A 20,162-nucleotide genomic window follows, 5' to 3' on the forward strand; every position below is an offset into this window, starting at 1 on the left:
CGCACGAGTACGGCCCCACGGCGTTCCTACTGCTTCCAGCCCGTCCGCTTCGGCTTGCCCGAGGCCGCCATCCCGGCCGCCGTCGGCATGAAGTCGGCCAGCAGCTCGTGGGTCTCCTTGACCAGCGGGCGCAGGATCCGGAAGCGGGAGAGCGAGATCGCGCGGGCGGTGACCGGCGCGAGCCGCTCCACGAGCCGCCGGCTGTTGGCGGCCCCCTCCGACCGGTCGTACACCCAGAAGAGCACCAGGCCCATCTGCTGGAGCCACAGCAGCTGCGGCAGCGCCTCGGCCAGTTCCGGATCGACCTTCACCGAGGCCCCGGAGAGGACCCGCCGGTGCACGTCGATCGCGGCCTCGCGCGGTCCCTCCGACTCGGGCGAGAACGGGCTCAAGGGGCTGTCCGGGTCGGCGGCGTTCTTGAAGAACTGGGCGGCGAACTCGTGGTACGGCTCCGCGATGTCCAGCCAGCCGAGGTACACCCCCCGGATGCGGGCCGTCAGGTCCTTCTCGCCCCCGGCCAGGATGGGCTCGACGGCCGACTGGTGCTCCTCGGCGATCCGGTCGTAGAAGCCCTGGACCAGGTGCTCCTTGGAGGAGAAGTAGTAGTACGCGTTGCCGACGGAGACCCCGGCCTCCTGGGCGATGGCCCGCATCGTCGTCTTGTCGTAACCGCGCTCCTTGAACAGCCGGAGCGCGGTTTCGAGGATGAGCGTGCGGGTCTGCTCGCTCTTGGGGGCCTTCTTCTCTTCCTTCACGTCCTTCACGGGGCCGAGCCTAACGGGGCGGACCGGGCACTTCGCAGCGCCCGTCCCCGCAGCCGTCCGCTCCGGGGCTCCCGCCGGGGCCCTCTCCGGGCCCCTTGAGGGCCTCGCGCCACTTCGCGGCGGCCAGGACGGTCATCCGGGCGAAGGGCTGCCCGGCCGGGGTGGCCAGCCAGTGGGCCTTCGGCCGGTGCTCGGCGAGGGCCCAGAGGCAGACGATCCAGGCGGCGGTCGCCCGGTAGACCTGGCCCCGGTCCCCGACCACGGTGATCTCCCGCAGGGTGGTGGCGTGGTCGAGGTCCGGGAACCGGCGCCGGGCCTCCTGGGACCCGGCCGGCACCAGGTCGAGCGGGACGAGCTGCCGCTGCCGCAGCAGCCAGTGCCGCAGGTGCACGCAGAGCGGGCAGTCGGCGTCGTACAGCACGGTCAGGCGCCGCACGGGCGTCCGCGGGGCGGGCGCCGGCACGTACTCCGGTACGTGTTCCCCTACGGGGGCCGATACGTGTTCCGGGGCGGGGGTGCCGTGTCCGGCGGCGCCCCGGTCGGGTGCGGTCGGCACGGCGGTTCAGCCCTGCGGCGCGGGCGGGGCCCAGGGGCCGCCCTTGGGGGGCGCGGTCCAGCCCTGCGGGCCGACCGGCGGCACCTGCTCGCGCTCCATGACCCCGCGCCGGCGGATCTTGTTGAGCACGTACACGTTCCCGAGGTGCATCACGCCGAGGACGAGCAGCACGACCCCGAGCTTGACGGAGAGGGCCTCGAAGAGTGCCCGGGCGTCGAGGACGGCTTCGTCCTGGCTCAGGTAGAGGGCGACGAAGCCGAAGTTGACGAGGTAGAAGCCGACCACGAGGAGGTGGTTGACCGCCTCCGCGAGCTTCTCGTTCCCGTGCAGGACGTCCGCCAGGAAGATCCTTCCGTTGCGGCTGAGCGTGCGGGCGACCCAGACGGTCAGAGCCACGCTGATCAGCAGGTAGACGATGTACGCGACGACAGTGAGGTCCATGCCCCACCCTCCCTTGAACGCGTTCAAAAGCTGGTGTCCCCGACTGTAGTCCTCTTCTTGAACGTGTTCAAGGTGCTGGGGAGGAGTACGGGAGCGGTGCGGCAGGGAAAGGGATGGCCCCCGGCGCTCCGGCCGCCTAGGGTCGCGCGGGTGACGCTCTCTCATGACCTGGCCGGTACCGGCCCCTCGACCGTCGTCCTGCTGCACTCCGGGGTCTGCGACCGCCGGATGTGGGACGCGCAGTTCTCCGCGCTCGCCGAGGCGGGGCACCGTGTCGTCCGCTGCGACCTCCGTGGCTTCGGCGAGACCCCGATCGACGCCCCGCACACCCACGCGGAGGACGTCCGGGACCTGCTCGACCACCTCGGCGCCGACCGCGCCGCCGTCGTCGGCTCCTCCTTCGGCGGCGAGGTGGCCCTGGAGTTCGCCGCCCGCCACCCCGAGCGCGTCGCGGCCCTCGCGCTGCTCGGCTCCGGCATGCCCGGCATGGAGCCGAGCGCGGAGCTGCGGGCCTGGGGCGACCGCGAGCGCGACCTCCTCATCGCGGGCGACCTCGACGCCGCCGTCGAACTGAACGTCGACACCTGGCTCGGCCCCGAGGCCGGGGAGGAGGCCCGCGCCCTGGTCCGGCGGGCGCAGCGACACATCTTCGAGGTGCAGCTCCCCGTCCCCGACGAGCACGGCCCGGTCGACCCCGAGGTCGCCCGGGACGAACTCGCCCGTATCCAGGCTCCCGCCCTGGTGGCCGTCGGCGCCCACGACCTCCCCGACTTCCGGGCGGTCGCCGACGAGTTGACCCGCCTCCTGCCGGCCGCCCGCCGCCTCGACCTCGACTGGGCCGGCCACCTCCCCGCCCTGGAGCGCCCGGAGGAGACCGCCCGCCTGCTCACCGCCTTCCTGGCGGAGGCCCTGGAGCCCGCCGCTCCCTGAGCGACGGCGGAGGCCCCGGCGCCCGCCGCTCCCCGAGCGACGGCGGGGGACCGGCACCCGCTTCACCCGGACGGCGGCCAGGAGCGGGAGCTGCACCGCCGCGCGGGGAGAGGGGTGCCCGGTCCCGACGTACGATCGCCCCATGGACCCGACCCCCGCGCCCCCCGGCCCCTCGGAGCGGCGCGACTGGACCGACGGTCACGTCGCCCGCTGGCAGCCCGTCCTGCCCGGCCTCGACCCCGTGGTCGAGGGCGCGGTCACCCGGATGAAGAAGCTCTCGGTCCATCTGCGCCGGGTCAGGGAGCAGTCGCTCGTCGACTTCGACCTGGAGCGCCACGAGTTCGACACGCTCCACAGGCTGGCCGGCCGGGGCGGCAGCGCCGCCCCCTCCGAGCTGGCGCAGGACCTCGACCTGGCCCCCGCCTCCGTCTCGGGCCGCCTCGACGCGCTGGAGCAGCGCGGCTTCGTCCGGCGCGTCCGGTCGGCCGCCGACCGGCGCCGGGTCGTCGTGGAGCTCACCGCCTCCGGCCGCGAGACCTGGCACGGCGCGATGGACGTCCTCGGCCGCGAGGAGTACCGGCTCCTCGGCGTCCTCACCCCCGAGGAGCGCACCCTGCTCAACGACATGCTGCGCCGGGTGATGGTGGCGGCGGAGGCGGGCGGCGCCCCCGACGCCTGGCACCACTGAGACCGGCCCCGCGCCCGGGGCCGGTTCTCCGGACCGTCACACGCTCAGCGAGCGCGCGAAGTTCAGCTGGCCCATCACCCAGTGGATGGTGTCCGGACCCGTCGCCGGGATCATCGTCGCGTGGTGCCGGCCCCCGCTGGTCACGGTGACCTGGATGAAGCCCGTGGTCTTCTTCTCCTTCATCAGGAGGAACAGCAGACCCACCAGGCACAGCAGCGCGAAGACGATCGCGAGCACGATCCCGACCGTCGGGATCTTCTCCTCGGTCCGCGACATGTCCATCGCGTTCCACACCGCGCCCTTCAGCGGCATCGACCCGGCCGGCGTGATGATCTGGTCCCCGACGACCGTGATGTCGCCGAGCGCGAGCACCGGCGCGGCCCCGGCCGGCGCCGGCGGGAAGTGCTGCGGCACGGGCACGCCCTCGGCGAGGGTCGGCTGGTACGCCGGGGCCTGCGGGTACGCGGGGGTCTGCGGGTACCCGTACCCGGGGACCGCGTCCTGCGGATACCCGTACCCCGGCGTCCCGGGCGCGCCGCCCTGGCCCGGTGCCTGCCCGGGGCCCTGCCCAGGACCCCACTTGTACTCGCCGTCCGCGTAAGGGTTCGGCTCGCTCATCAGTCCAGTCCCCGCTCTCCACAACGACACACGTGCGCGTGCGGACGGGAAAGCCCGCCCCCGCACGCCGAGCGTACAGAAGCGGGCTCAACCGCCATGCGGTGGTTCAGAAACGACGCGTGATCAGCGCGCGCTTCACTTCCTGGATCGCCTTGGTGACCTCGATGCCGCGCGGGCAGGCGTCCGTGCAGTTGAACGTGGTGCGGCAGCGCCACACGCCGTCCTTGTCGTTCAGGATCTCCAGGCGCTGCTCACCGGCCTCGTCGCGCGAGTCGAAGATGAAGCGGTGCGCGTTGACGATCGCGGCCGGACCGAAGTACTGGCCGTCGTTCCAGAAGACCGGGCAGGACGACGTGCACGCGGCGCACAGGATGCACTTGGTGGTGTCGTCGAAGCGCTCGCGGTCCTCGGCGGACTGCAGGCGCTCGCGGGTCGGCTCGTTCCCCTTGGTGACCAGGAACGGCATGACGTCCCGGTACGCCTGGAAGAACGGCTCCATGTCCACGACCAGGTCCTTCAGGACCGTCAGGCCCTTGATGGCCTCGACCGTGATCGGCTTCTCGGGGTTGATGTCCTTGATCAGCGTCTTGCAGGCGAGCCTGTTCTTGCCGTTGATCCGCATCGCGTCCGAGCCGCAGATGCCGTGCGCGCACGACCGGCGGAAGGTCAGCGTGCCGTCGACGTCCCACTTGATCTTGTGGAGGGCGTCGAGCACGCGCTCCTTGGGGTCGATCTCGATCTGGAAGTCCTCCCAGACCGCCGCGTCCGAGATCTCGGGGTTGAAGCGGCGGATCCGCATCGTGACCGTGATGTACGGCGACGCGGCGGAGTCCTTCTCGACCTTGTCCAGTACGGGAGTAGCCATCAGTACTTACGCTCCATCGGCTGGTAGCGGGTCGTGACGACCGGCTTGTAGTCGAGACGCACGGTCTCGGAGCCGTCCTTGCCGACCTCGCGGTACGCCATCGTGTGGCGCATGAAGTTGACGTCGTCGCGGTTCGGGTAGTCCTCGCGGTAGTGACCGCCGCGGGACTCCTTGCGCGCCAGGGCCGAGACGGCCATGACCTCGGCCAGTTCGAGCAGGTTGCCCAGCTCGATGGCCTCCAGGAGGTCGGTGTTGAAGCGCTTGCCCTTGTCCTGGATGGACACGTTCTCGTAGCGCTCGCGCAGCTCGGCGATCTTCTCGACGGCCGTCTTGATGGTCTGCTCCGTGCGGAACACCATCACGTTGGCGTCCATCGTCTCCTGGAGCTCGCGGCGCAGGTCGGCGACCCGCTCGTTGCCCGTGGAGTTGCGCAGCTTCTCGATCTGCCCGACGACGAAGGCCTCGGGGTTCTCGGGCAGCTCGACGTAGTCGGCCTTGGCGGAGTACGCGGCCGCGGCGATGCCGGACCGCTTGCCGAAGACGTTGATGTCGAGCAGCGAGTTGGTGCCGAGGCGGTTGGCGCCGTGCACCGACACGCAGGCGACCTCGCCGGCCGCGTACAGGCCCGGGACGACGGTGGTGTTGTCCGAGAGGACCTCACCCTCGACGTTGGTCGGGATGCCGCCCATGGCGTAGTGCGCGGTGGGCTGGATCGGGATCGGGTCCGTGTACGGCTCGATGCCGAGGTACGTACGGGCGAACTCGGTGATGTCCGGCAGCTTGGCGTCCAGCTGCTCCGGCGGGAGGTGCGTCAGGTCCAGGTAGACGTGGTCGCCCTCGGGACCACAGCCGCGGCCCTCGCGGATCTCCGTGTAGATGGAGCGGGAGACGACGTCGCGGGACGCGAGGTCCTTCATGACGGGCGCGTACTTCTCCATGAAGCGCTCGCCGTCCTTGTTGCGCAGGATGCCGCCCTCGCCGCGGGCGCCCTCCGTGAGCAGGATGCCCATGCGCCAGATGCCCGTCGGGTGGAACTGGAAGAACTCCATGTCCTCCAGGGGCAGGCCGCGCCGGTAGCAGGCGGCCTGGCCGTCACCGGTGAGGGTGTGCGCGTTGGAGGTCACCTTGAAGAACTTGCCGGTGCCGCCGGACGCGTAGATCACGGCCTTGGCCTGGAAGATGTGGATCTCGCCGGTGGCCAGCTCGTAGGCGACGACGCCCGCGGAGTGCTTGACCCCGTCGACCTCGGTGATCAGCTGGTCGAGGACGTAGAACTCGTTGAAGAACTCCACGCCCTCCTTGACGCAGTTCTGGTACAGCGTCTGGAGGATCATGTGGCCGGTGCGGTCCGCGGCGTAGCAGGACCGGCGGACCGGGGCCTCGCCGTGGTTGCGGGAGTGGCCGCCGAAGCGGCGCTGGTCGATGGTGCCGTTCGGGGTGCGGTTGAACGGCAGGCCCATCTTCTCCAGGTCGAGGACGGCGTCGATGGCCTCCTTCGCCAGGATCTCGGCGGCGTCCTGGTCGACCAGGTAGTCACCGCCCTTGACCGTGTCGAAGGTGTGCCACTCCCAGTTGTCCTCCTCCACGTTGGCGAGCGCGGCGGCCATGCCGCCCTGCGCGGCGCCCGTGTGGGAGCGGGTGGGGTAGAGCTTGGTGAGCACGGCGGTGCGGCTGCGCTTCGTCGCCTCGATGGCGGCGCGCATGCCGGCGCCGCCGGCGCCGACGATGACGGTGTCGTACTTGTGGATCTTCATGGGTGGATTACCTCAGCCCCGTGCCTAGCGGATGTTCGGGTCGAAGGTGAAGATCACCAGCGTGCCCAGAAGGATGGTGAACACCGTGGCGGTGTACAGCAGGCCCTTGAGCCACAGGCGCGTGTTGGCCCGCTCCGCGTAGTCGTTGATGACCGTACGGAGGCCGTTGGCGCCGTGCAGCATGGCGAGCCAGAGCATCAGCAGGTCCCAGACCTGCCAGAACGGGGACGCCCAGCGGCCGGCCACGAAGGCGAAGCCGATCTTGGAGACGCCGCCGTCCAGGAAGAGCTGGATCAGCAGGTGGCCGAGGACCAGCACGACGAGGACCACGCCGGAGAGGCGCATGAAGAGCCACGCGGCCATCTCGAAGTTGCCGCGGGTCGCGCGCGGGGTCTTGCCGGTGCGCTTGCGGGGGGCCTCGATGTACGGCGCGGGGTTGTCCACGTCGTAGCCGCCGCCCTCGACGGGGCCGATCGCGGAGGTGGTGTCAGTCGACATGTCTGGCGTCAGCTCCCGAACAGTTCACGTGCGGCGTGCCCGAGGATGGGGTACAGCGAGCCCGCCATCAGCACGACCCAGATGCCCACGACGGTCCAGAGCATCTGCTTCTGGTAGCGCGGGCCCTTGGACCAGAAGTCCACGGCGATGACGCGGAGGCCGTTCAGCGCGTGGAAGAGGATGGCGGCGACGAGGCCGTACTCGAGGAGAGCGACGATCGGCGTCTTGTAGGTCGCGACGACCTCGTCGTAGGCCTCGGGGGAGACGCGGACGAGAGCGGTGTCAAGGACGTGTACGAACAGGAAGAAGAAGATGAGGACGCCGGTGACTCGATGAGCCACCCAGCTCCACATTCCTTCCCGGCCGCGGTACAGCGTTCCAGCCGGCACGGAAAAACCCTCCGGGAGCGGGGATCAGGGCCGGCCGGCTTCTCTGTCGGTCTGGCCCGGCCGGGTACGGTCCACCGGCCCCGGTCATCGTAGCGACGAGTTGTCGGTTCGCTCGCGCGGGGTCCATAGGTGTGATCAAACAGGCACGGACGGGCTATCGTACGAGCCGGAATCACCGCATTCCGGACGAACTCACGCCTCGGGGTGTCGGGTCGTGAGCCCTTCGGCCAGCCGGAGGGCCAGTCGGGCGCGGGCCAGCCGGCGCAGTTCCTCGGCCGCGATCACCCTCTCCTCCTCCGGTTCGTTGCCGAGACGTGACCGGATTCCGGCCAGAACCTGGTCGAGCCGCTCCCCGGGACGCACTCCGTCGAGGCTGATCACGAACGCGTGCCCGAAGCTGCTCTCGTACGCGGCGTGCGCGGCCCGCAGCGCGGTCCGGGCGGCCGGCGGGGCGCCGGGGTGCGGCGGCAGGGAGGACTCGGCGGCCAGGGCCCCGTCGAGATCGGCGCGGGACAGGTCGTACCCGGCCTCGTCGGCGGCGGCGAGCAGGGCGTCCACCGTCGGATAGGGGCGGTGCGCCGCCACCCGTTCGGCCCAGCGGAGGCTGTGGCAGCAGGAGAGCAGCAGGGCCACGGCCTCGGCGCGGGACGCGGCGTTGAAGCCGACGAGCCCGCCGGCGCGCCGGGGCGCGGGGGGCGGCGGGCCGGGTATGGCGGACGCGTCCGTGGAGCCCGGTTTCCGGCAGGGGGCGTGGGTGTCGCTGGTCAGCGTGGGCTCCGGTTGCTCCGGGACGGATGGGGTGGGCGTGACGGAACGTTATCGACGGGACGGGGGAAGTGTCCGACGGGTGCGCGATTTTCACCCGGAAGGGAGAGTTTCGGAACACCTGATGGACGCCGGGGTTCCGGTCGCCGGCCCGCGGGTGAACACGGGGCGTCGATCGGCTCCGCCGACGCGGTCGCCGCCGCACCGGGTGACGGCATCCGGGGTTCCGGCGTTCCCTCCGTCCCGGATGCGGGGGTTCCGATCCCGCCGTCCGGTCCGTCCCGGACCGTCGCCCGATTGGCCGGACCCGGATCCGTAGGAGAGGATTCCGATTGATGCGGTACTCCATACGAGGGCCCCGGCGGGGCCCCGCGCTCCTGGCGACCGCGGTGGCGCTGGCCACCGCGGCGGCCTGCTCCGGCGGCTCCGCGGCGGGGCCGTCCGGCTCGCCCTCCGTCCCGTCCCCCGGCCCGGCCACGAGCGCGCAGCCCTCGCCGACGCCGACCCCGACCCGTACGTACCCCCTCTCCAGCGCGCCCCGCACGGTCCCCGCCGTCCGCGCCCACGAGCCCGCCCGCGGCCCCGGCTGGAAGCCCGCGCCCACCGGCGGGGTCGTCATCGCCGCGAACAGCGGGGGCCTCGCCGACGAGGGGAAGCTGATAGCGGGCGAGCTGGGCATCCCGTACCGGGGCGCCGCCGCCCCCGGCCCCGGGGACGTCGAGCTGGCCCTCGGCGGGACGGGCGCCCCCGAGTCGTACACCCTGACCGTCCGGGACGACCGGGTGCGGATCAGCGGGCCCGACGAGGCCGGGGTCTTCTACGGCACCCGGACCCTCAAGCAGTCGGTGAAGGCGACCGGCGCGATGCCCGAGGGGACGGTGAACGACCGGCCGGCCAAGCCGCAGCGCGGACTGAACGTGGACACCGCCCGCAAGCACTTCACGGCCGCCTGGATCGAGGACCGCATCCGTGAGATGGGCGACCTCAAGCTCAACCAGCTCGGACTGCACTTCTCCGACGACCAGGGCTTCCGGATCGAGTCCGACAGCCACCCCGAGGTGGTCTCCGCCCAGCACCTCACCAAGGCCGAGGTGCGGCGGATCCTCGCGCTCGCCGCCGAGCGGCACGTGACCGTCGTCCCCGAGATCGACTCCCCGGGACACCTCGGCGCCGTCATCGCCGCCCACCCGGACCTCCAGCTCCGCAGCGCGACCGGGCGGGCCCCGCGCGGCGCCGTCGACATCGCGAACCCGGCGTCCGCGAAGATCGTCGACGACCTGCTGCGCGAGTACGCCCAGCTCTTCCCCGGCGCGTACTGGCACCTCGGCGCCGACGAGTACGTGGCCCTCATGGCGAAGAACCCCGAGGCCACCTATCCGGAGCTGGCGCGGGCCGCGAAGGCGAAGTACGGGCCCTCCGCCCGCGTCCAGGACCTGGCCACCGGCTGGCTCAACGACCGCGCCGCCGTCGTCCGCCCCACCGGCAAGACCCTCAAGGCCTGGAACGACGGCTTCTTCACGGGCGGGGTCGTGAACGCGGCGAAGGACCTGGAGGTCGAGTACTGGACGGGCAAGGAGATCGGCGCCCGGTCGCCCGTCTCGTACCTGAGCCAGGGCCGGAAGATGGTCAACCTCAACGACGAGTACCTCTACTACGTCCTCGGCGAGCCCAACGACTTCACGTACCCCACCGGCCGCCGGATCTACGAGCAGTGGACCCCGCTGGTCGTGCGCGGCACCGGCCCCGTCCCGGCGAAGTACGACGCCCAGATCCTCGGCGCCCGCTTCGCCGTCTGGTGCGACCTGGCGAACTCCCAGACCCCGGCCCAGGTCGCGGCCGGCATCCGGCTCCCCCTGGCGGCCCTCTCCCAGAAGGTCTGGAACCCGACGAAGCCGACGGAGAGCTGGGACCGGTTCAGGGCGCTGGCGGAGCGGGTCCGGTGAGCGGCTGCTATCAAAGTGCTAGCAGTGCGACTAAAGTAGTCGCATGGCCACTCTCTATGTACGAGACCTGTCCGAGGAAGCGCTGACCGAGCTGAAGACAAGGGCCGCCCGCAACCGACAGTCCCTCCAGGCGTACGCCCGCGCCCTGCTGGAGCAGGAGGCCGCCACGCCCTCGCTCGACGACGTGGTCGCCCGCATCCGGGAGCGGGTCACCGCCCGGCTGTCGACGGACGACGTGCTCGACGAGGTCGACCGGGGAAGGCGACGCGAGTGATCGTCATGGACGCCGGTGCGCTCGTCATGCTGCTGGCCGACGCGGGCCCGGTCGGCGAGGGGGTGCGGGAGCGGGTGAAGGGGGAGCGCCTGCTCGCCCCGCACCTCGTCGACATCGAGGTGACCTCGGCCCTGCTGGGCCGACACCGCGGCGGCAAGCTGACCGACCGCGAGCTGGACGACGCCTGCGCCGCCTTCGCGGAGCTACCGCTGCGCCGGTCGGAGCACCTTCCGCTGCTGCCCCGGGTGCGCGAGCTGTACGCCAAACTCAGCCCCTACGACGCCCTGTACGTGGCGCTCGCGGAGGGGTACGACGTGCCGCTGGTGACCAGCGACGGCCGGATCCGGGACGGGGCGCGGGCCACTCGGGCCACGTGCCCGGTCGAGGTGTTCAACGAGAGGGCCCTCGGGCTGTGATCGCCTCGTACCCCTAGGCAACGAGCCGACCCCACTGGCATGATTCCGGCCACACAGTGACGAAAAGGCGACCCCCTGCGACGTAAGGGGAAGCGTCGCCTCCGTATCGGGTGGCGAGGAGGCGTCCATGACGTCGGGGAAGTCGGAGAACGACCGGAGCCTGCGGGAGCTGATCGACGGGGCCGACGAGCGGGGGCTGGCCGCGGCCGGCCTCGCCTGTCTCGACCGCTGCCTCCCGCTGCTCGCCGCCGACCGGGGCGACGTCCTGCGGCCCGTCTGGGCGGCCGTCGCGCGCGCCGACGGCGGCGCGTGGGGCGAGGCCGTCGCCAAGGCCCGCGTCGAGCTGGACGCCGAGGGAGGCGGGGACGCGGCGGAGGCCGTGCGCGGCATGCTGGCGTCCGCCCCCGGGGAGTGGACGCCGGAGGCCCTGCGCGCCTGGGTCGGCACCTGCTCCGGCACCGCCCTCGCGCTGCACGGACGGTACGACGCGGCCGGCGCCGACGAGGGCCTGGTCGAGCGCTGCCGCGCCGGGGACGCGGACGGTGCGGGCCCGCTGCTCGCCGGGGAGCTCCGCCGCCAGCGGGCCGTCCTCGAATCGGCCGCCCACGGCCCGACCGGCCTGCGCCGGGCCCGCGAACTCTCCGTCGAGGGCGGCCGGGTCCTCCGCGCGGTCGTCTCGCGCCGGGCCCGCACCACGGCCTGAGGGGGCGGACCCGTGCCCTCGCTCGAACGGGGGCGGGCCCGCGCCACCGCTCGGGGCGCGGGTCCGCGTCACCGTCCGAGGGGCGGTCGGTCAGGCTTCTGGCTCCGGCTCCGGGGCCTTGATCGCGATCGAGGCGACCGCCTCGGAGATCTCCCGCTCCGCCGTCGCCTTGTCGAGGCCGAGCCCGCTCAGTACGCCCTCCCCGTCCTCGTGCTCCAGGAGCGCCAGCAGGACGTGCTCGGTGCCGACGTAGTTGTGCCCGAGGCGCAGGGCCTCGCGGAACGTCAGCTCCAGGACCTTCTTCGCCGCCGCGTCGTACGGCACGAGCGTCGGCGGCTCCTCGACGGCCGGCGGCAGGGTCGCGGCCGCCGCCTCGCGCACCCGCTCCAGGGGTACGCCCCGCGAGGCGATCCAGTGCGCCGCGAGCCCCTCGGGCTCGGCGAGCAGGCCGAGTACCAGGTGGGAGGGGGTGATCTCGGCGTTGCCGACGGCCGTGGCCTCGTTCTGGGAGGCCATGACCACGTTCCGCGCGCGGGGCGTGAAGCGGCTGAACCCGGCGTTCGGGTCCATCTTCTCGGCGTCGGGGTCCTTGGGCACGAACCGCTTCTGGGCCGCCTGGCGGGTGACGCCCATGCTGCGGCCGATGTCGGTCCAGGAGGCGCCGGAGCGCCGGGCCTGGTCCACGAAGTGGCCGATGAGGTGGTCGGCGACGTCACCGAGGTGGTCCGCCGCCACGACCGCGCCGGAGAGCTGCTCCAGCGCGTTCGGGTGGACCTTCTTGATGGCTTCGATGAGTTCGTCGAGACGGACGGGGACGGTCGGAACGACTGGATTCGTCATGAGGCAACCCTAGGTTGACACTCCAAGAGTGTCAACCGCGCGTTGACATGTGCGGGGGCATGTCGAGTCGACGGTCCGGAGACCGGGAAAAGGGAGGGGCAAGGGGAGAAAAGGAGAGACGACCGAGGCCGCCACCCCCCACAGGAGAGGCCCCGGTCGTCCTCCACGGAGCCGCAGCACGGCTCCGTACTCCTATCAGCGCCGGGAGTGCTCTTTCTGTCACACCGCGTCCGGACACTGGAAGGTTGCAAGTTGTACAAAGGGCGGACACCGCGTGGACGCGGCGCCGGAGCACCACGTAGCGTGCTGGTGCGTCAGGGCCCGTCCGGCGGAACACGGCCGGGGCCGCGGCGGTGACCAGCCGCGACGGGACGACGCGACCGACGAACAGGGTTTGGGGAGTGCTGGGGGACGACGCGGAGCTGACGGCCGCGGTGCTCGCCGCACAGCAGGGGGACGAGGACGCCTTCCGTGCTGTGTATCGCGCCGTGCACCCCCGGCTGCTCGGCTACATACGCACACTGGTCGGCGACACCGACGCGGAGGACGTGGCCTCCGAGGCCTGGCTCCAGATCGCGCGCGACCTCGACCGCTTCGGCGGCGACGCGGACCGCTTCCGCGGCTGGGCCGCCCGGATCGCCCGCAACCGCGCCCTCGACCACATACGGATGCGCGGCCGGCGACCCGTCGTCGGCGCCGACGAGAGCGAACTCACCGACAAGCCCGCCGAGTCCGACACCGCGAGCGAAGCCCTGGAGGCCCTGGCCACCGGCCACACCATGGACCTGATCGCCCAGCTCCCGCAGGACCAGGCCGAGGCCGTCGTGCTGCGCGTCGTCGTCGGCCTGGACGCCAAGAGCGCCGCCGACACCCTGGGGAAGCGCCCCGGCGCCGTGCGCACCGCCGCGCACCGCGGCCTCAAGAGGCTCGCCGAACTCCTCGGGGCGGACGGCGCCCCGGACGGCCCCGGCGGGACCGTCGTCCCCCTGGACGGCGTGCCTCCGCAGCGCGGCCGGCCCCCGGGAGCGGTACCGGGGGCGGCGCCCGGCGGTGTGACGCAATGGCGTCCGCGTACGCAGAAGGACATGTGATGGCCGACGAGCGGTATCAGTGGCTCGACGAGGAGACCGCGGAGCGATTGCTCCGCGGCGAGCCCGTCGACCCCGTCGGCCCCGCCGACGACCCCGCGCGCCTGCGGGCCGGACACCTCGCGGACGCCCTCGACGCGCTCCGCGCCCCGGCGGCCGAAGCCGGCGAACTGCCGGGGGAGGCCGCGGCCCTCGCCGCCTTCCGCGAGGCGACGGCGGCCCGCGCCGCCGCCACGGGCGCCCCCGGGAGTACGTCCGCCGGAGACGCCGCCGCCACGAGCGCCCCCGGAAGCGCCCCCGCCGGAGGCGCCGTCGCAGACCTGGGCCGGGTGCGGATCGCGCGCGTCGTCTCCCCGCCGCGGCGCTGGGGCCGCTCCACGCGGTACGGCCTCGCCGCCGCGGTCGCCGCCGTCGCCGTCGGCGGGGTCGCCGTCGCCGCGGGCACCGGCGCCCTGCCGCTGGTGGGCCCCACGCCCGCCAGCTCCGTCTCGGCCGAGGACACCGCGCGCCCGCTCGTCTCGCCGGAACCCGAGGGCATACGCGAGGACCCCGGCATACCCGGGCCCCCGCCGCCCGGCGGCGACCGCACGCCCGGCTCGTCCCCCTCCGCCGGGACGGGCCCCACGGCACCGACCGCCCCCGGCGACGGCGACGGCACGGGCGGGCCCGAGCGGGACGGCGCGGGGCCCGGCCGGGGCACGGCGGGCACGGACAGGACCCCGGCCCCGGGCCGCACGGGCGGCCGTGACCGGGACGGGAACGGGGACGAGGGCCGGAACGACGGTACGAACCTCCGGGAGAAGGCCGTCGAGGCCTGCCGGGCGTACCGCGCGGGGAAGCTCGACGACGGCGGCCGCCGCCGGCTCGCGGAGGCCCTGCGCGACGGCGAGACCCTGCGCCGCTACTGCGACCGCGTCCTCTCCGGAGCCACCGGCGCACCCGGAAGCGGCCTGGGCGACGGCTCCTGGGGCGGCTCCAAGGACCGCCCGGGCAGCGGCTCCAAGGGCGGCCCGAAGGGCGGTGGCCACTCCGGCGGCGGGGGCGGGGACTCCCGGAACGAGAACGGAAGCGGGGACGGGAACGGGGACGGTCGCGGCACCGTCCGGCCCTCGGCGGCGCTCCGCACCGGACCGGCCCCCGCGAGCCCCGCCGGCCCCTCGGAGACGGGCGCGACGCCGCACCTCCCGGTCGCGGTGTAACACTTCTCGGCCCGTCGGCGCAGTACGTAATGCCGACTGGTCATCGGCCGCGCGACGAGCCGGGGTTCCCCCCGTACCTGCGGCTCCGCGCACCCGGCGCGGGTGGGGCACGTTCCCCCGGCCCCACCCGCGCCCTTTCTCCCCTGTCGGCGGACCTCCGGGTCTACCAGTGGACGACGACCTTGTCCCCGACCTTCACCTGGTCGAAGAGGACCGCGAGCTTGGCCCGGTCCCGGACGTTGACGCAGCCGTGCGAGGCCCCGGCGTAACCGCGGGCCGCGAAGTCCGACGAGTAGTGCACGGCCTGGCCGCCGCTGAAGAACATCGCGTACGGCATGGGCGTGTGGTAGATCGTCGACGTCCATTCGCGGGCCTTCCAGCCCACGCTGAACGTGCCCTCGCGGGTCGGGGTGTTCTCCGAGCCGAAGCGGACGTCCATGGACGAGACGACCTTGCCGTCGATCATCCAGGCGAGGGTCCGGCTCTCCTTGCTGATGCAGAGCACCCGGCCGGTCATGCACGCCGGCGCCGGGGTGTCCAGGGCGTTGGTGGTCGACGGCTTCAGCTCGTCGGCGGTCGGCTTCCGGCTGGCGCCGAGCAGCCGCTGCCAGGTGGTCTCGTCCACCGAGCCGGTGCCGGTCAGCCCCTGCTTCTTCTGGAAGGACTTCACCGAGCGCGCCGTCATCGACCCGTAGAAGCCGGTGGGGGCGCGGTCGAAGTGCTTGAGCTGCCGCAGCCGCGCCTGGAGCTCGCGCACCTGCTCGTTCTCGTCCCCGTCCTTCATGAGGACCGGAGACGCGGGCGCCCCGTCGGAGGCCGAGCCGGAGGGCTCCGGCGTGGGGAAGGCGGGGGAGGAGGACGGCGCCTTGCCGTCGTCGGTGGGGGAGGCGTCGGGGGAGGCGGACGCCGACTCCGAGTCGGAGGGCGACGCGGAGGCCGACTCCGACGCGGACGGCTGCGCCGAGGTGCTGCCCGAGGGCCCCGCGGCACCGCTCCCCGTACCGGCCGCCTGGGCCGTACACCCGGCGACGAGCGCCACCGAGACCGCCGCCAGCACCACTCTGCGCACCGCTCCTCCGCGCACGACGCCGCCGCGCGCGACGGTCGAAGACCGCTTCATCCTTGCCCCCCGAAAACCGAAAACCCGTGTGTACGTAGTGGGATGCTTCCCGCGCCCGAGTGGTTGCGCACCACGGCCGAAAAAGACCCCTCGCGGAGGCGCGGACACCCCTCCTCCCCGGGCCGGACGGCGGACCCGCCCCCGACGGCGCCTCCCGATCTTCCGCGATGCGAAACACAGGGGCGCAACGCCGTACGCGCGTGCGACACTCCGCCCATGCTGGGTGTCACCGATCTGCCGACCTACCTCGCCGGGCTCGTCCTCATCATCCTCCTGCCCGGGCCGAACTCGCTCTACGTCCTGTCCGTCGCCGCCCGCAAGGGCACCCGGACCGGCTACAAGGCCGTCGCCGGCGTCTTCACCGGCGACGCGGTCCTCATGACCCTGGCCGCCCTCGGCGCGGCCTCCCTCCTCCAGACCACCCCCGTCCTCTTCATGATCGTGAAGTACGCGGGCGCCGGATACCTGGCCTGGATGGCGTACGGGATGCTGCGGGCGGCCCGGTCGATGTGGCGCTCGCGCGAGGAGTACGGGGAGACGGCCGCGGAGGAGACCCCGGGCGCCCCGGCGACCCCCGCCGAGCGCCCGTACCGGCGCGCGCTGATCATCAGCCTTTTCAACCCGAAGGCGATCCTCTTCCTGATCTCCTTCTTCGTGCAGTTCGTGGACCCCGGATACGCCTACCCGGCGCTCTCCTTCCTGGTCCTCGGCACCCTGCTCCAGCTCGGCAGCTTCCTCTACCTCACGACCCTCATCTTCGGCGGCACCCGCCTCGCCGCCGCCTTCCGGCGCCGCAGGCGCCTCTCCGCGGGCGCGACCTCGGCGGCCGGTGCCCTCTTCCTCGGCTTCGCCGCGAAGCTCTCCCTCAGCAGCGCCGCCTGACCCCCTGGGGACACCGCTTGACCCTCACACCGTGTGAGGCCGTTCCGTAGGGGGCGTCATGTTCACCATCGGAGACTTCGCCCGGCACGGGCGGGTGTCGGTCCGGATGCTGCGTCACTACGACGCGATCGGACTGCTGCGCCCGGCCCGGGTCGACCCGCACACGGGCTACCGCTTCTACGCGGCGGACCAGCTGTCCCGGCTCAACCGGATCATCGCGCTCAAGGACCTCGGCTTCACCCTCGAACAGGTGGGGGCCGTCCTGGAGGAGCGGATCGACGCGGAGGGGCTGCGGGGCATGCTGCGCCTGCGCCGGGCCGAGCTGGAGACGGCCCTGGCGGAGGCGCGGACCCGGCTCGACCGGGTCGGCGCGCGGCTCCGAGCCATCGAGAGCGAGGGACGCATGTCCGCCCAGGAAGTCGTCGTCAAGAAGATCCCCGCCGTCCGGATCGCCGAACTGAGCGCGGTCGCCGCGAGCTTCGGCCCGCAGGACATCTCCCCCGTCATCGGCCCGCTGTACGACGAGCTGTGCTGCCGGCTCGGAGGCGCGGGCCTCACCGGCTTCGGCCCGGGCGTCGCGTACTACGAGGACGCGGGCCGGGGCGACGGCTCGGTCGTCGTCCACGCCGGGATGACCGTCCCCGAGGGCACGGAGGTGGAGGGCGTCCTCGTGCACGTCCTGCCCGGCGTCGAGGAGGCGGCGACCGTCGTCCACCACGGCGCGATGGACGACGTGCTGCCGACCGCGCAGACCCTGGCGACCTGGATCGACGCCAACGGCTACGCCTCCGCCGGGTACACCCGCGAGCTGTACCTGGAGTGCCCGGAGGACCCGGCGCGGTGGGTGACCGAACTCCAGGAGCCGGTCGTCCGCGCCTGAGGACGCGGGCGCGTACGCGTGCGAAGCCCGGGGCCCCGACCGGCCCCGGGCCCCGGCGGCTACCTCTTCAGCGCCCTGCGCAGCCGCAGCGCCCGCCGGGCCAGGCGGCGGACCCCCGGGTGCCGGGGGAGGGGCAGGCCGCCGGGGAGGCCCAGGACGGTGAGGCGGCGGCGGGTGAAGTGGTGCCGGGTGCGCTCGGCGAGCGGCCCGGACAGGTGCCGTACCGCCGCCGCCCGCAGGTCCGGCCGGATCTTCGGCTGCATCGCGAAGCCGACCGCCGCGACCAGGTCGTTCAGCTCCTCCGTACCGACTCCGGAGCCGTCGCCCGCCGGGCCGTCCAGCGGCGGGACGACCGCGTCCACGACCGTGAGCGGGATCCGGTTGCTGTTCTGGAACGGCGTGAGCCGCGCCAGGAGGGGACGGGTGCCGACCCGGGCGACCGGCAGCCCGTAGAAGGTGCGCGCGGTGAGCAGCGCCGTCGAGAAGCAGCCGACGACCAGGGCGGGCCGCAGCTCGCGGTAGAGCACCTCCGCCAGGACCGGCCGGTCCTCGATCGTCAGCTCCGCGCCCAGCTCCTCCGCCGCGCGCACCAGCGACCGCGACCAGGCGTCCGGGGCCGTCGGGTGCGGCTTGAAGACCAGCCGCCGGTGGCCCCGGGCGACCGCGCCCCGCACCATCCGCAGGTGCAGCTCCTCCTCCTCGGCGGCGGTCAGCAGGTTCAGGGCCGCCAGGTACTGGCCCAGGAGCAGTGCCGGGCCGTCCTCGTCGGCCGTACCCGGGTCCGGGCCCGCCAGCTCCTCGACGCACTTGGTGAACGCCTCCACCGGTACGGCCTCCGGCACCGCCCCGAACTCCCCGAGCAGCAGCGGCGCGAGCCCCGGGACCAGGTCCAGGTGGAGCAGCCGGGACACCCGGCCGCCGATCAGCGGGTCGATCTTGTTGCGGGTCGGCCCGTAGCTCATCAGCCCGTCCGCGTACACCGTGATCGAGGCCTCGGGGAGGAGCTGGGCGATCGCGAGCGCGGGCGTCACCTGGATCGACTCCAGGGCCAGTTCGACCCGGTCGTCCCCGAGGTCCCAGAGCTTGCGCAGATGGCGCTGGAGGAGGGGGAGGTCGCTCGCACGCGGGGTCCAGCCGCCCGGGTGGAGCGGGGAGATCACCTCGTTCCAGGAGAGGACGGAGTCGAAGCGGCCGCGCAGCCGCGCGAAGCCCTCGGCCTCGTCCAGGGCGGGCGTCGTCTCCGGCACGGGCGCGTTGTTGGTGACCAGGAGGATCCTGCGGCCGGCGGCGCCGAAGCAGCCGCTGTCGATCGCGGCGGCGAGCGTCACCGCCCCGTAGAGGGTGGAGGCACAGAAGACCTGGGTGGTGCGACGGGGGCTCACGCGGCCACCTCCGGAGAGGTGGAGGACGAGGAGGCGGAGGACGGGGAGGCGCCGGGTCCGGACGGCGGTGGCGCCGGCCTGCGCCTCCGCAGCCTCCGCAGCAGCGTCGCGCGGTCCCCGCCCATCGCCGTCAGGGCCTCGTCGAGGACGTCCTGCGGCATCCGCCGCAGCGCCCCCGCGCTCATCGCCCGCAATTGCCGCGCCACTTCCGGCTCGAACTTCCCGATCGAACCGATGTGGTGGGAGATCACCGCGCAATAGGTGCGCACGGCTTTCGGGAGAAGGAGATCCGCGTCCCGGTCCCGCGCCGTCTCCTCGATCACCTGGTCGAAAGCGCGGATGAAATCCAATTGCCGGACATCACCGATCTGGGTGAGGGACGTCGCCACTCCGCGCCGGTAGAAGACGCCGAGTTCGCCGACCGCCGCGAACGATTCCGCCTCGCGGTGCAGCCGCCAGATCCACGGCCGGTCCTCGGCCGTCCGCAGCCCGGGCGTGAAGTGCAGCAGGCCCCGGTCCAGGAGCCGCCGGTGGTAGATCCCGGCCCAGGCGTACGGGTAGTCGACGGAGGTCGTCCGGTGCGCCGGCAGGATCGCGTCCCTCGGGCGCAGCACCTCGCCGCGCCGGGGGACCGGCGCCCGGCGCAGCCCGCGCTCGCGGCCGGTCACCGAGACGTGGTCGGTGCGCAGGAAGTCGCAGCCCAGCTCCTCGGCCGCGGCGACCAGCCGGGAGTAGTGCCCGGGGGCGAGCCAGTCGTCCCCGTCGAGGAAGGCGACGTACTCGCCGCGGGCCGCGTCGAGCCCGGTGTTCCGGGCCGTGGCGAGGCCCTCGTTGCGCGCGTGCCGGAGCAGGACGGCGCCCGGGAGCTCGCGCGCGGCCCGTTCGAGGAGCTCCGGGGTCCCGTCCGACGAGCAGTCGTCGACAAGCAGGAACTCGAAGTCCTCGCGGGCGTTGGCCCGCAGGCTCGTGAGGGTGTCGGGGGCGTATGTCTGCACGTTGAAGAACGGCACGACGACGGAGAGCTTGACCACGCGGCCGACGCTAGGCGCCGGCCCGGCATTCCCCCCGACCGCCGGGAGGATGTCCGGTGAACACCAAGCGGCGGGCCGATTAACCGCCTTTACGGAAAGGGGGAAATCCGGCCCCGGGCGACCGGATGCCGACCCG

The 20,162-nt window shown here is 73.1% G+C and carries 23 protein-coding genes; 10 read left to right on the plus strand and 13 right to left on the minus strand.

The features are described 5' to 3' along the window. Positions 1 to 26 precede the first annotated feature (26 nt). The 3 genes from CP977_RS21300 to CP977_RS21310 all read right to left on the minus strand — a co-directional run bounded on the left by CP977_RS21300 (position 27) and on the right by CP977_RS21310 (position 1,761). Positions 27 to 764, minus strand: coding sequence for a TetR/AcrR family transcriptional regulator (locus CP977_RS21300; protein ID WP_062752584.1), 738 nt, complete (start codon positions 762 to 764; stop codon positions 27 to 29). A 10-nt stretch (positions 765 to 774) separates the two neighbouring features. Further along, entirely contained in the window at positions 775 to 1,227 is a 453-nt protein-coding gene (locus CP977_RS21305; RefSeq protein WP_229991431.1) for a thiol-disulfide oxidoreductase DCC family protein, read from the minus strand. A gap of 99 nt (positions 1,228 to 1,326) precedes the next feature. Continuing rightward, entirely contained in the window at positions 1,327 to 1,761 is a 435-nt protein-coding gene (locus CP977_RS21310) for a hypothetical protein (RefSeq protein WP_062752582.1), read from the minus strand. A 150-nt stretch (positions 1,762 to 1,911) separates the two neighbouring features. Between CP977_RS21310 and CP977_RS21315 the strand changes: the two genes are divergently transcribed. Together CP977_RS21315 and CP977_RS21320 are read left to right on the plus strand one after the other, a co-directional pair. Continuing rightward, positions 1,912 to 2,691, plus strand: a complete 780-nt coding sequence (locus CP977_RS21315; protein WP_152370659.1) for an alpha/beta fold hydrolase — start codon at positions 1,912 to 1,914, stop codon at positions 2,689 to 2,691. A 142-nt stretch (positions 2,692 to 2,833) separates the two neighbouring features. Beyond that, on the plus strand, positions 2,834 to 3,379 hold the full coding sequence (locus tag CP977_RS21320) for a MarR family winged helix-turn-helix transcriptional regulator (protein WP_062752580.1): 546 nt from the start codon (positions 2,834 to 2,836) through the stop codon (positions 3,377 to 3,379). 36 nt (positions 3,380 to 3,415) lie between these two features. Here the strand turns inward: CP977_RS21320 and CP977_RS21325 are convergent, their stop codons facing one another. The 6 genes from CP977_RS21325 to CP977_RS21350 form a co-directional block, all read right to left on the minus strand. Then, positions 3,416 to 3,997: a hypothetical protein gene (locus CP977_RS21325; RefSeq protein ID WP_062752579.1), complete on the minus strand. Its 582-nt coding sequence runs from the start codon at positions 3,995 to 3,997 to the stop codon at positions 3,416 to 3,418. A 106-nt stretch (positions 3,998 to 4,103) separates the two neighbouring features. Further along, positions 4,104 to 4,862, minus strand: coding sequence for a succinate dehydrogenase iron-sulfur subunit (locus CP977_RS21330; RefSeq protein WP_062752578.1), 759 nt, complete (start codon positions 4,860 to 4,862; stop codon positions 4,104 to 4,106). Then, positions 4,862 to 6,616, minus strand: coding sequence for a succinate dehydrogenase flavoprotein subunit (gene sdhA / locus CP977_RS21335; protein ID WP_062752577.1), 1,755 nt, complete (start codon positions 6,614 to 6,616; stop codon positions 4,862 to 4,864). Before sdhA ends, CP977_RS21330 begins: the two co-directional genes overlap by 1 nt. Before the next feature lie 24 nt (positions 6,617 to 6,640). Further along, on the minus strand, positions 6,641 to 7,114 hold the full coding sequence (locus tag CP977_RS21340) for a succinate dehydrogenase hydrophobic membrane anchor subunit (RefSeq protein ID WP_062752576.1): 474 nt from the start codon (positions 7,112 to 7,114) through the stop codon (positions 6,641 to 6,643). Positions 7,115 to 7,122: 8 nt separating this feature from the next. Continuing rightward, positions 7,123 to 7,503 (minus strand): succinate dehydrogenase, cytochrome b556 subunit, encoded by a 381-nt coding sequence (sdhC, locus tag CP977_RS21345; RefSeq protein WP_073809812.1) that lies wholly within the window; start codon positions 7,501 to 7,503, stop codon positions 7,123 to 7,125. Between the two features lie 192 nt (positions 7,504 to 7,695). Then, a complete protein-coding gene (locus tag CP977_RS21350; protein ID WP_062752575.1) occupies positions 7,696 to 8,214 on the minus strand; it encodes a 2-oxo-4-hydroxy-4-carboxy-5-ureidoimidazoline decarboxylase in 519 nt (172 codons plus the stop codon). A 389-nt stretch (positions 8,215 to 8,603) separates the two neighbouring features. Here CP977_RS21350 and CP977_RS21355 point away from each other — a divergent pair, with 389 nt between their 5' ends. The 4 genes from CP977_RS21355 (at position 8,604) to CP977_RS21370 (ending at position 11,604) form a co-directional block, all read left to right on the plus strand. Next, positions 8,604 to 10,211, plus strand: coding sequence for a beta-N-acetylhexosaminidase (locus CP977_RS21355; protein WP_062752574.1), 1,608 nt, complete (start codon positions 8,604 to 8,606; stop codon positions 10,209 to 10,211). Positions 10,212 to 10,254: 43 nt separating this feature from the next. After that, positions 10,255 to 10,485, plus strand: a complete 231-nt coding sequence (locus CP977_RS21360; RefSeq protein WP_062752573.1) for a FitA-like ribbon-helix-helix domain-containing protein — start codon at positions 10,255 to 10,257, stop codon at positions 10,483 to 10,485. A gap of 5 nt (positions 10,486 to 10,490) precedes the next feature. After that, a complete protein-coding gene (locus tag CP977_RS21365) occupies positions 10,491 to 10,901 on the plus strand; it encodes a type II toxin-antitoxin system VapC family toxin (protein ID WP_208420874.1) in 411 nt (136 codons plus the stop codon). Between the two features lie 127 nt (positions 10,902 to 11,028). Beyond that, a complete protein-coding gene (locus tag CP977_RS21370) occupies positions 11,029 to 11,604 on the plus strand; it encodes a hypothetical protein (protein ID WP_062752571.1) in 576 nt (191 codons plus the stop codon). Between the two features lie 90 nt (positions 11,605 to 11,694). Here the strand turns inward: CP977_RS21370 and CP977_RS21375 are convergent, their stop codons facing one another. Further along, a complete protein-coding gene (locus tag CP977_RS21375) occupies positions 11,695 to 12,444 on the minus strand; it encodes a Clp protease N-terminal domain-containing protein (RefSeq protein ID WP_062752570.1) in 750 nt (249 codons plus the stop codon). A gap of 401 nt (positions 12,445 to 12,845) precedes the next feature. Here CP977_RS21375 and CP977_RS21380 point away from each other — a divergent pair, with 401 nt between their 5' ends. After that, positions 12,846 to 13,535 carry an RNA polymerase sigma factor gene (locus CP977_RS21380; RefSeq protein WP_062752569.1) on the plus strand — a complete coding sequence of 230 codons (690 nt, stop codon included), beginning with the start codon at positions 12,846 to 12,848 and terminating at the stop codon, positions 13,533 to 13,535. Then, positions 13,535 to 14,731: a hypothetical protein gene (locus CP977_RS21385; protein ID WP_152370661.1), complete on the plus strand. Its 1,197-nt coding sequence runs from the start codon at positions 13,535 to 13,537 to the stop codon at positions 14,729 to 14,731. The genes CP977_RS21380 and CP977_RS21385 overlap by 1 nt, the downstream gene beginning before the upstream one ends. A 163-nt stretch (positions 14,732 to 14,894) precedes the next feature. On the opposite strand, the gene CP977_RS21390 is transcribed toward CP977_RS21385, so the two are convergent. After that, positions 14,895 to 15,851 carry a L,D-transpeptidase family protein gene (locus CP977_RS21390; RefSeq protein WP_152370662.1) on the minus strand — a complete coding sequence of 319 codons (957 nt, stop codon included), beginning with the start codon at positions 15,849 to 15,851 and terminating at the stop codon, positions 14,895 to 14,897. 216 nt (positions 15,852 to 16,067) lie between these two features. On the opposite strand from CP977_RS21390, the gene leuE reads away from it, so the two are divergent. Then, positions 16,068 to 16,733, plus strand: a complete 666-nt coding sequence (leuE, locus tag CP977_RS21395) for a leucine efflux protein LeuE (RefSeq protein WP_109185223.1) — start codon at positions 16,068 to 16,070, stop codon at positions 16,731 to 16,733. Positions 16,734 to 16,791: 58 nt separating this feature from the next. Beyond that, complete coding sequence (locus tag CP977_RS21400) at positions 16,792 to 17,613, plus strand: MerR family transcriptional regulator (protein WP_109185224.1); 822 nt, start codon at positions 16,792 to 16,794, stop codon at positions 17,611 to 17,613. A 59-nt stretch (positions 17,614 to 17,672) separates the two neighbouring features. Here CP977_RS21400 and CP977_RS21405 read toward each other — a convergent pair whose 3' ends face one another. Together CP977_RS21405 and CP977_RS21410 are read right to left on the minus strand one after the other, a co-directional pair. Continuing rightward, a complete protein-coding gene (locus CP977_RS21405; protein ID WP_109185225.1) occupies positions 17,673 to 18,995 on the minus strand; it encodes a polysialyltransferase family glycosyltransferase in 1,323 nt (440 codons plus the stop codon). Beyond that, the gene (locus tag CP977_RS21410; RefSeq protein ID WP_104860422.1) at positions 18,992 to 20,026 is read right to left on the minus strand and encodes a glycosyltransferase family 2 protein; all 1,035 of its coding nucleotides are present in this window, start codon (positions 20,024 to 20,026) and stop codon (positions 18,992 to 18,994) included. The genes CP977_RS21405 and CP977_RS21410 overlap by 4 nt, the downstream gene beginning before the upstream one ends. Positions 20,027 to 20,162 lie beyond the last annotated feature (136 nt).

It is taken from the genome of Streptomyces cinereoruber (assembly GCF_009299385.1).
Taxonomy (GTDB): Bacteria; Actinomycetota; Actinomycetes; order Streptomycetales; family Streptomycetaceae; genus Streptomyces; species Streptomyces bikiniensis.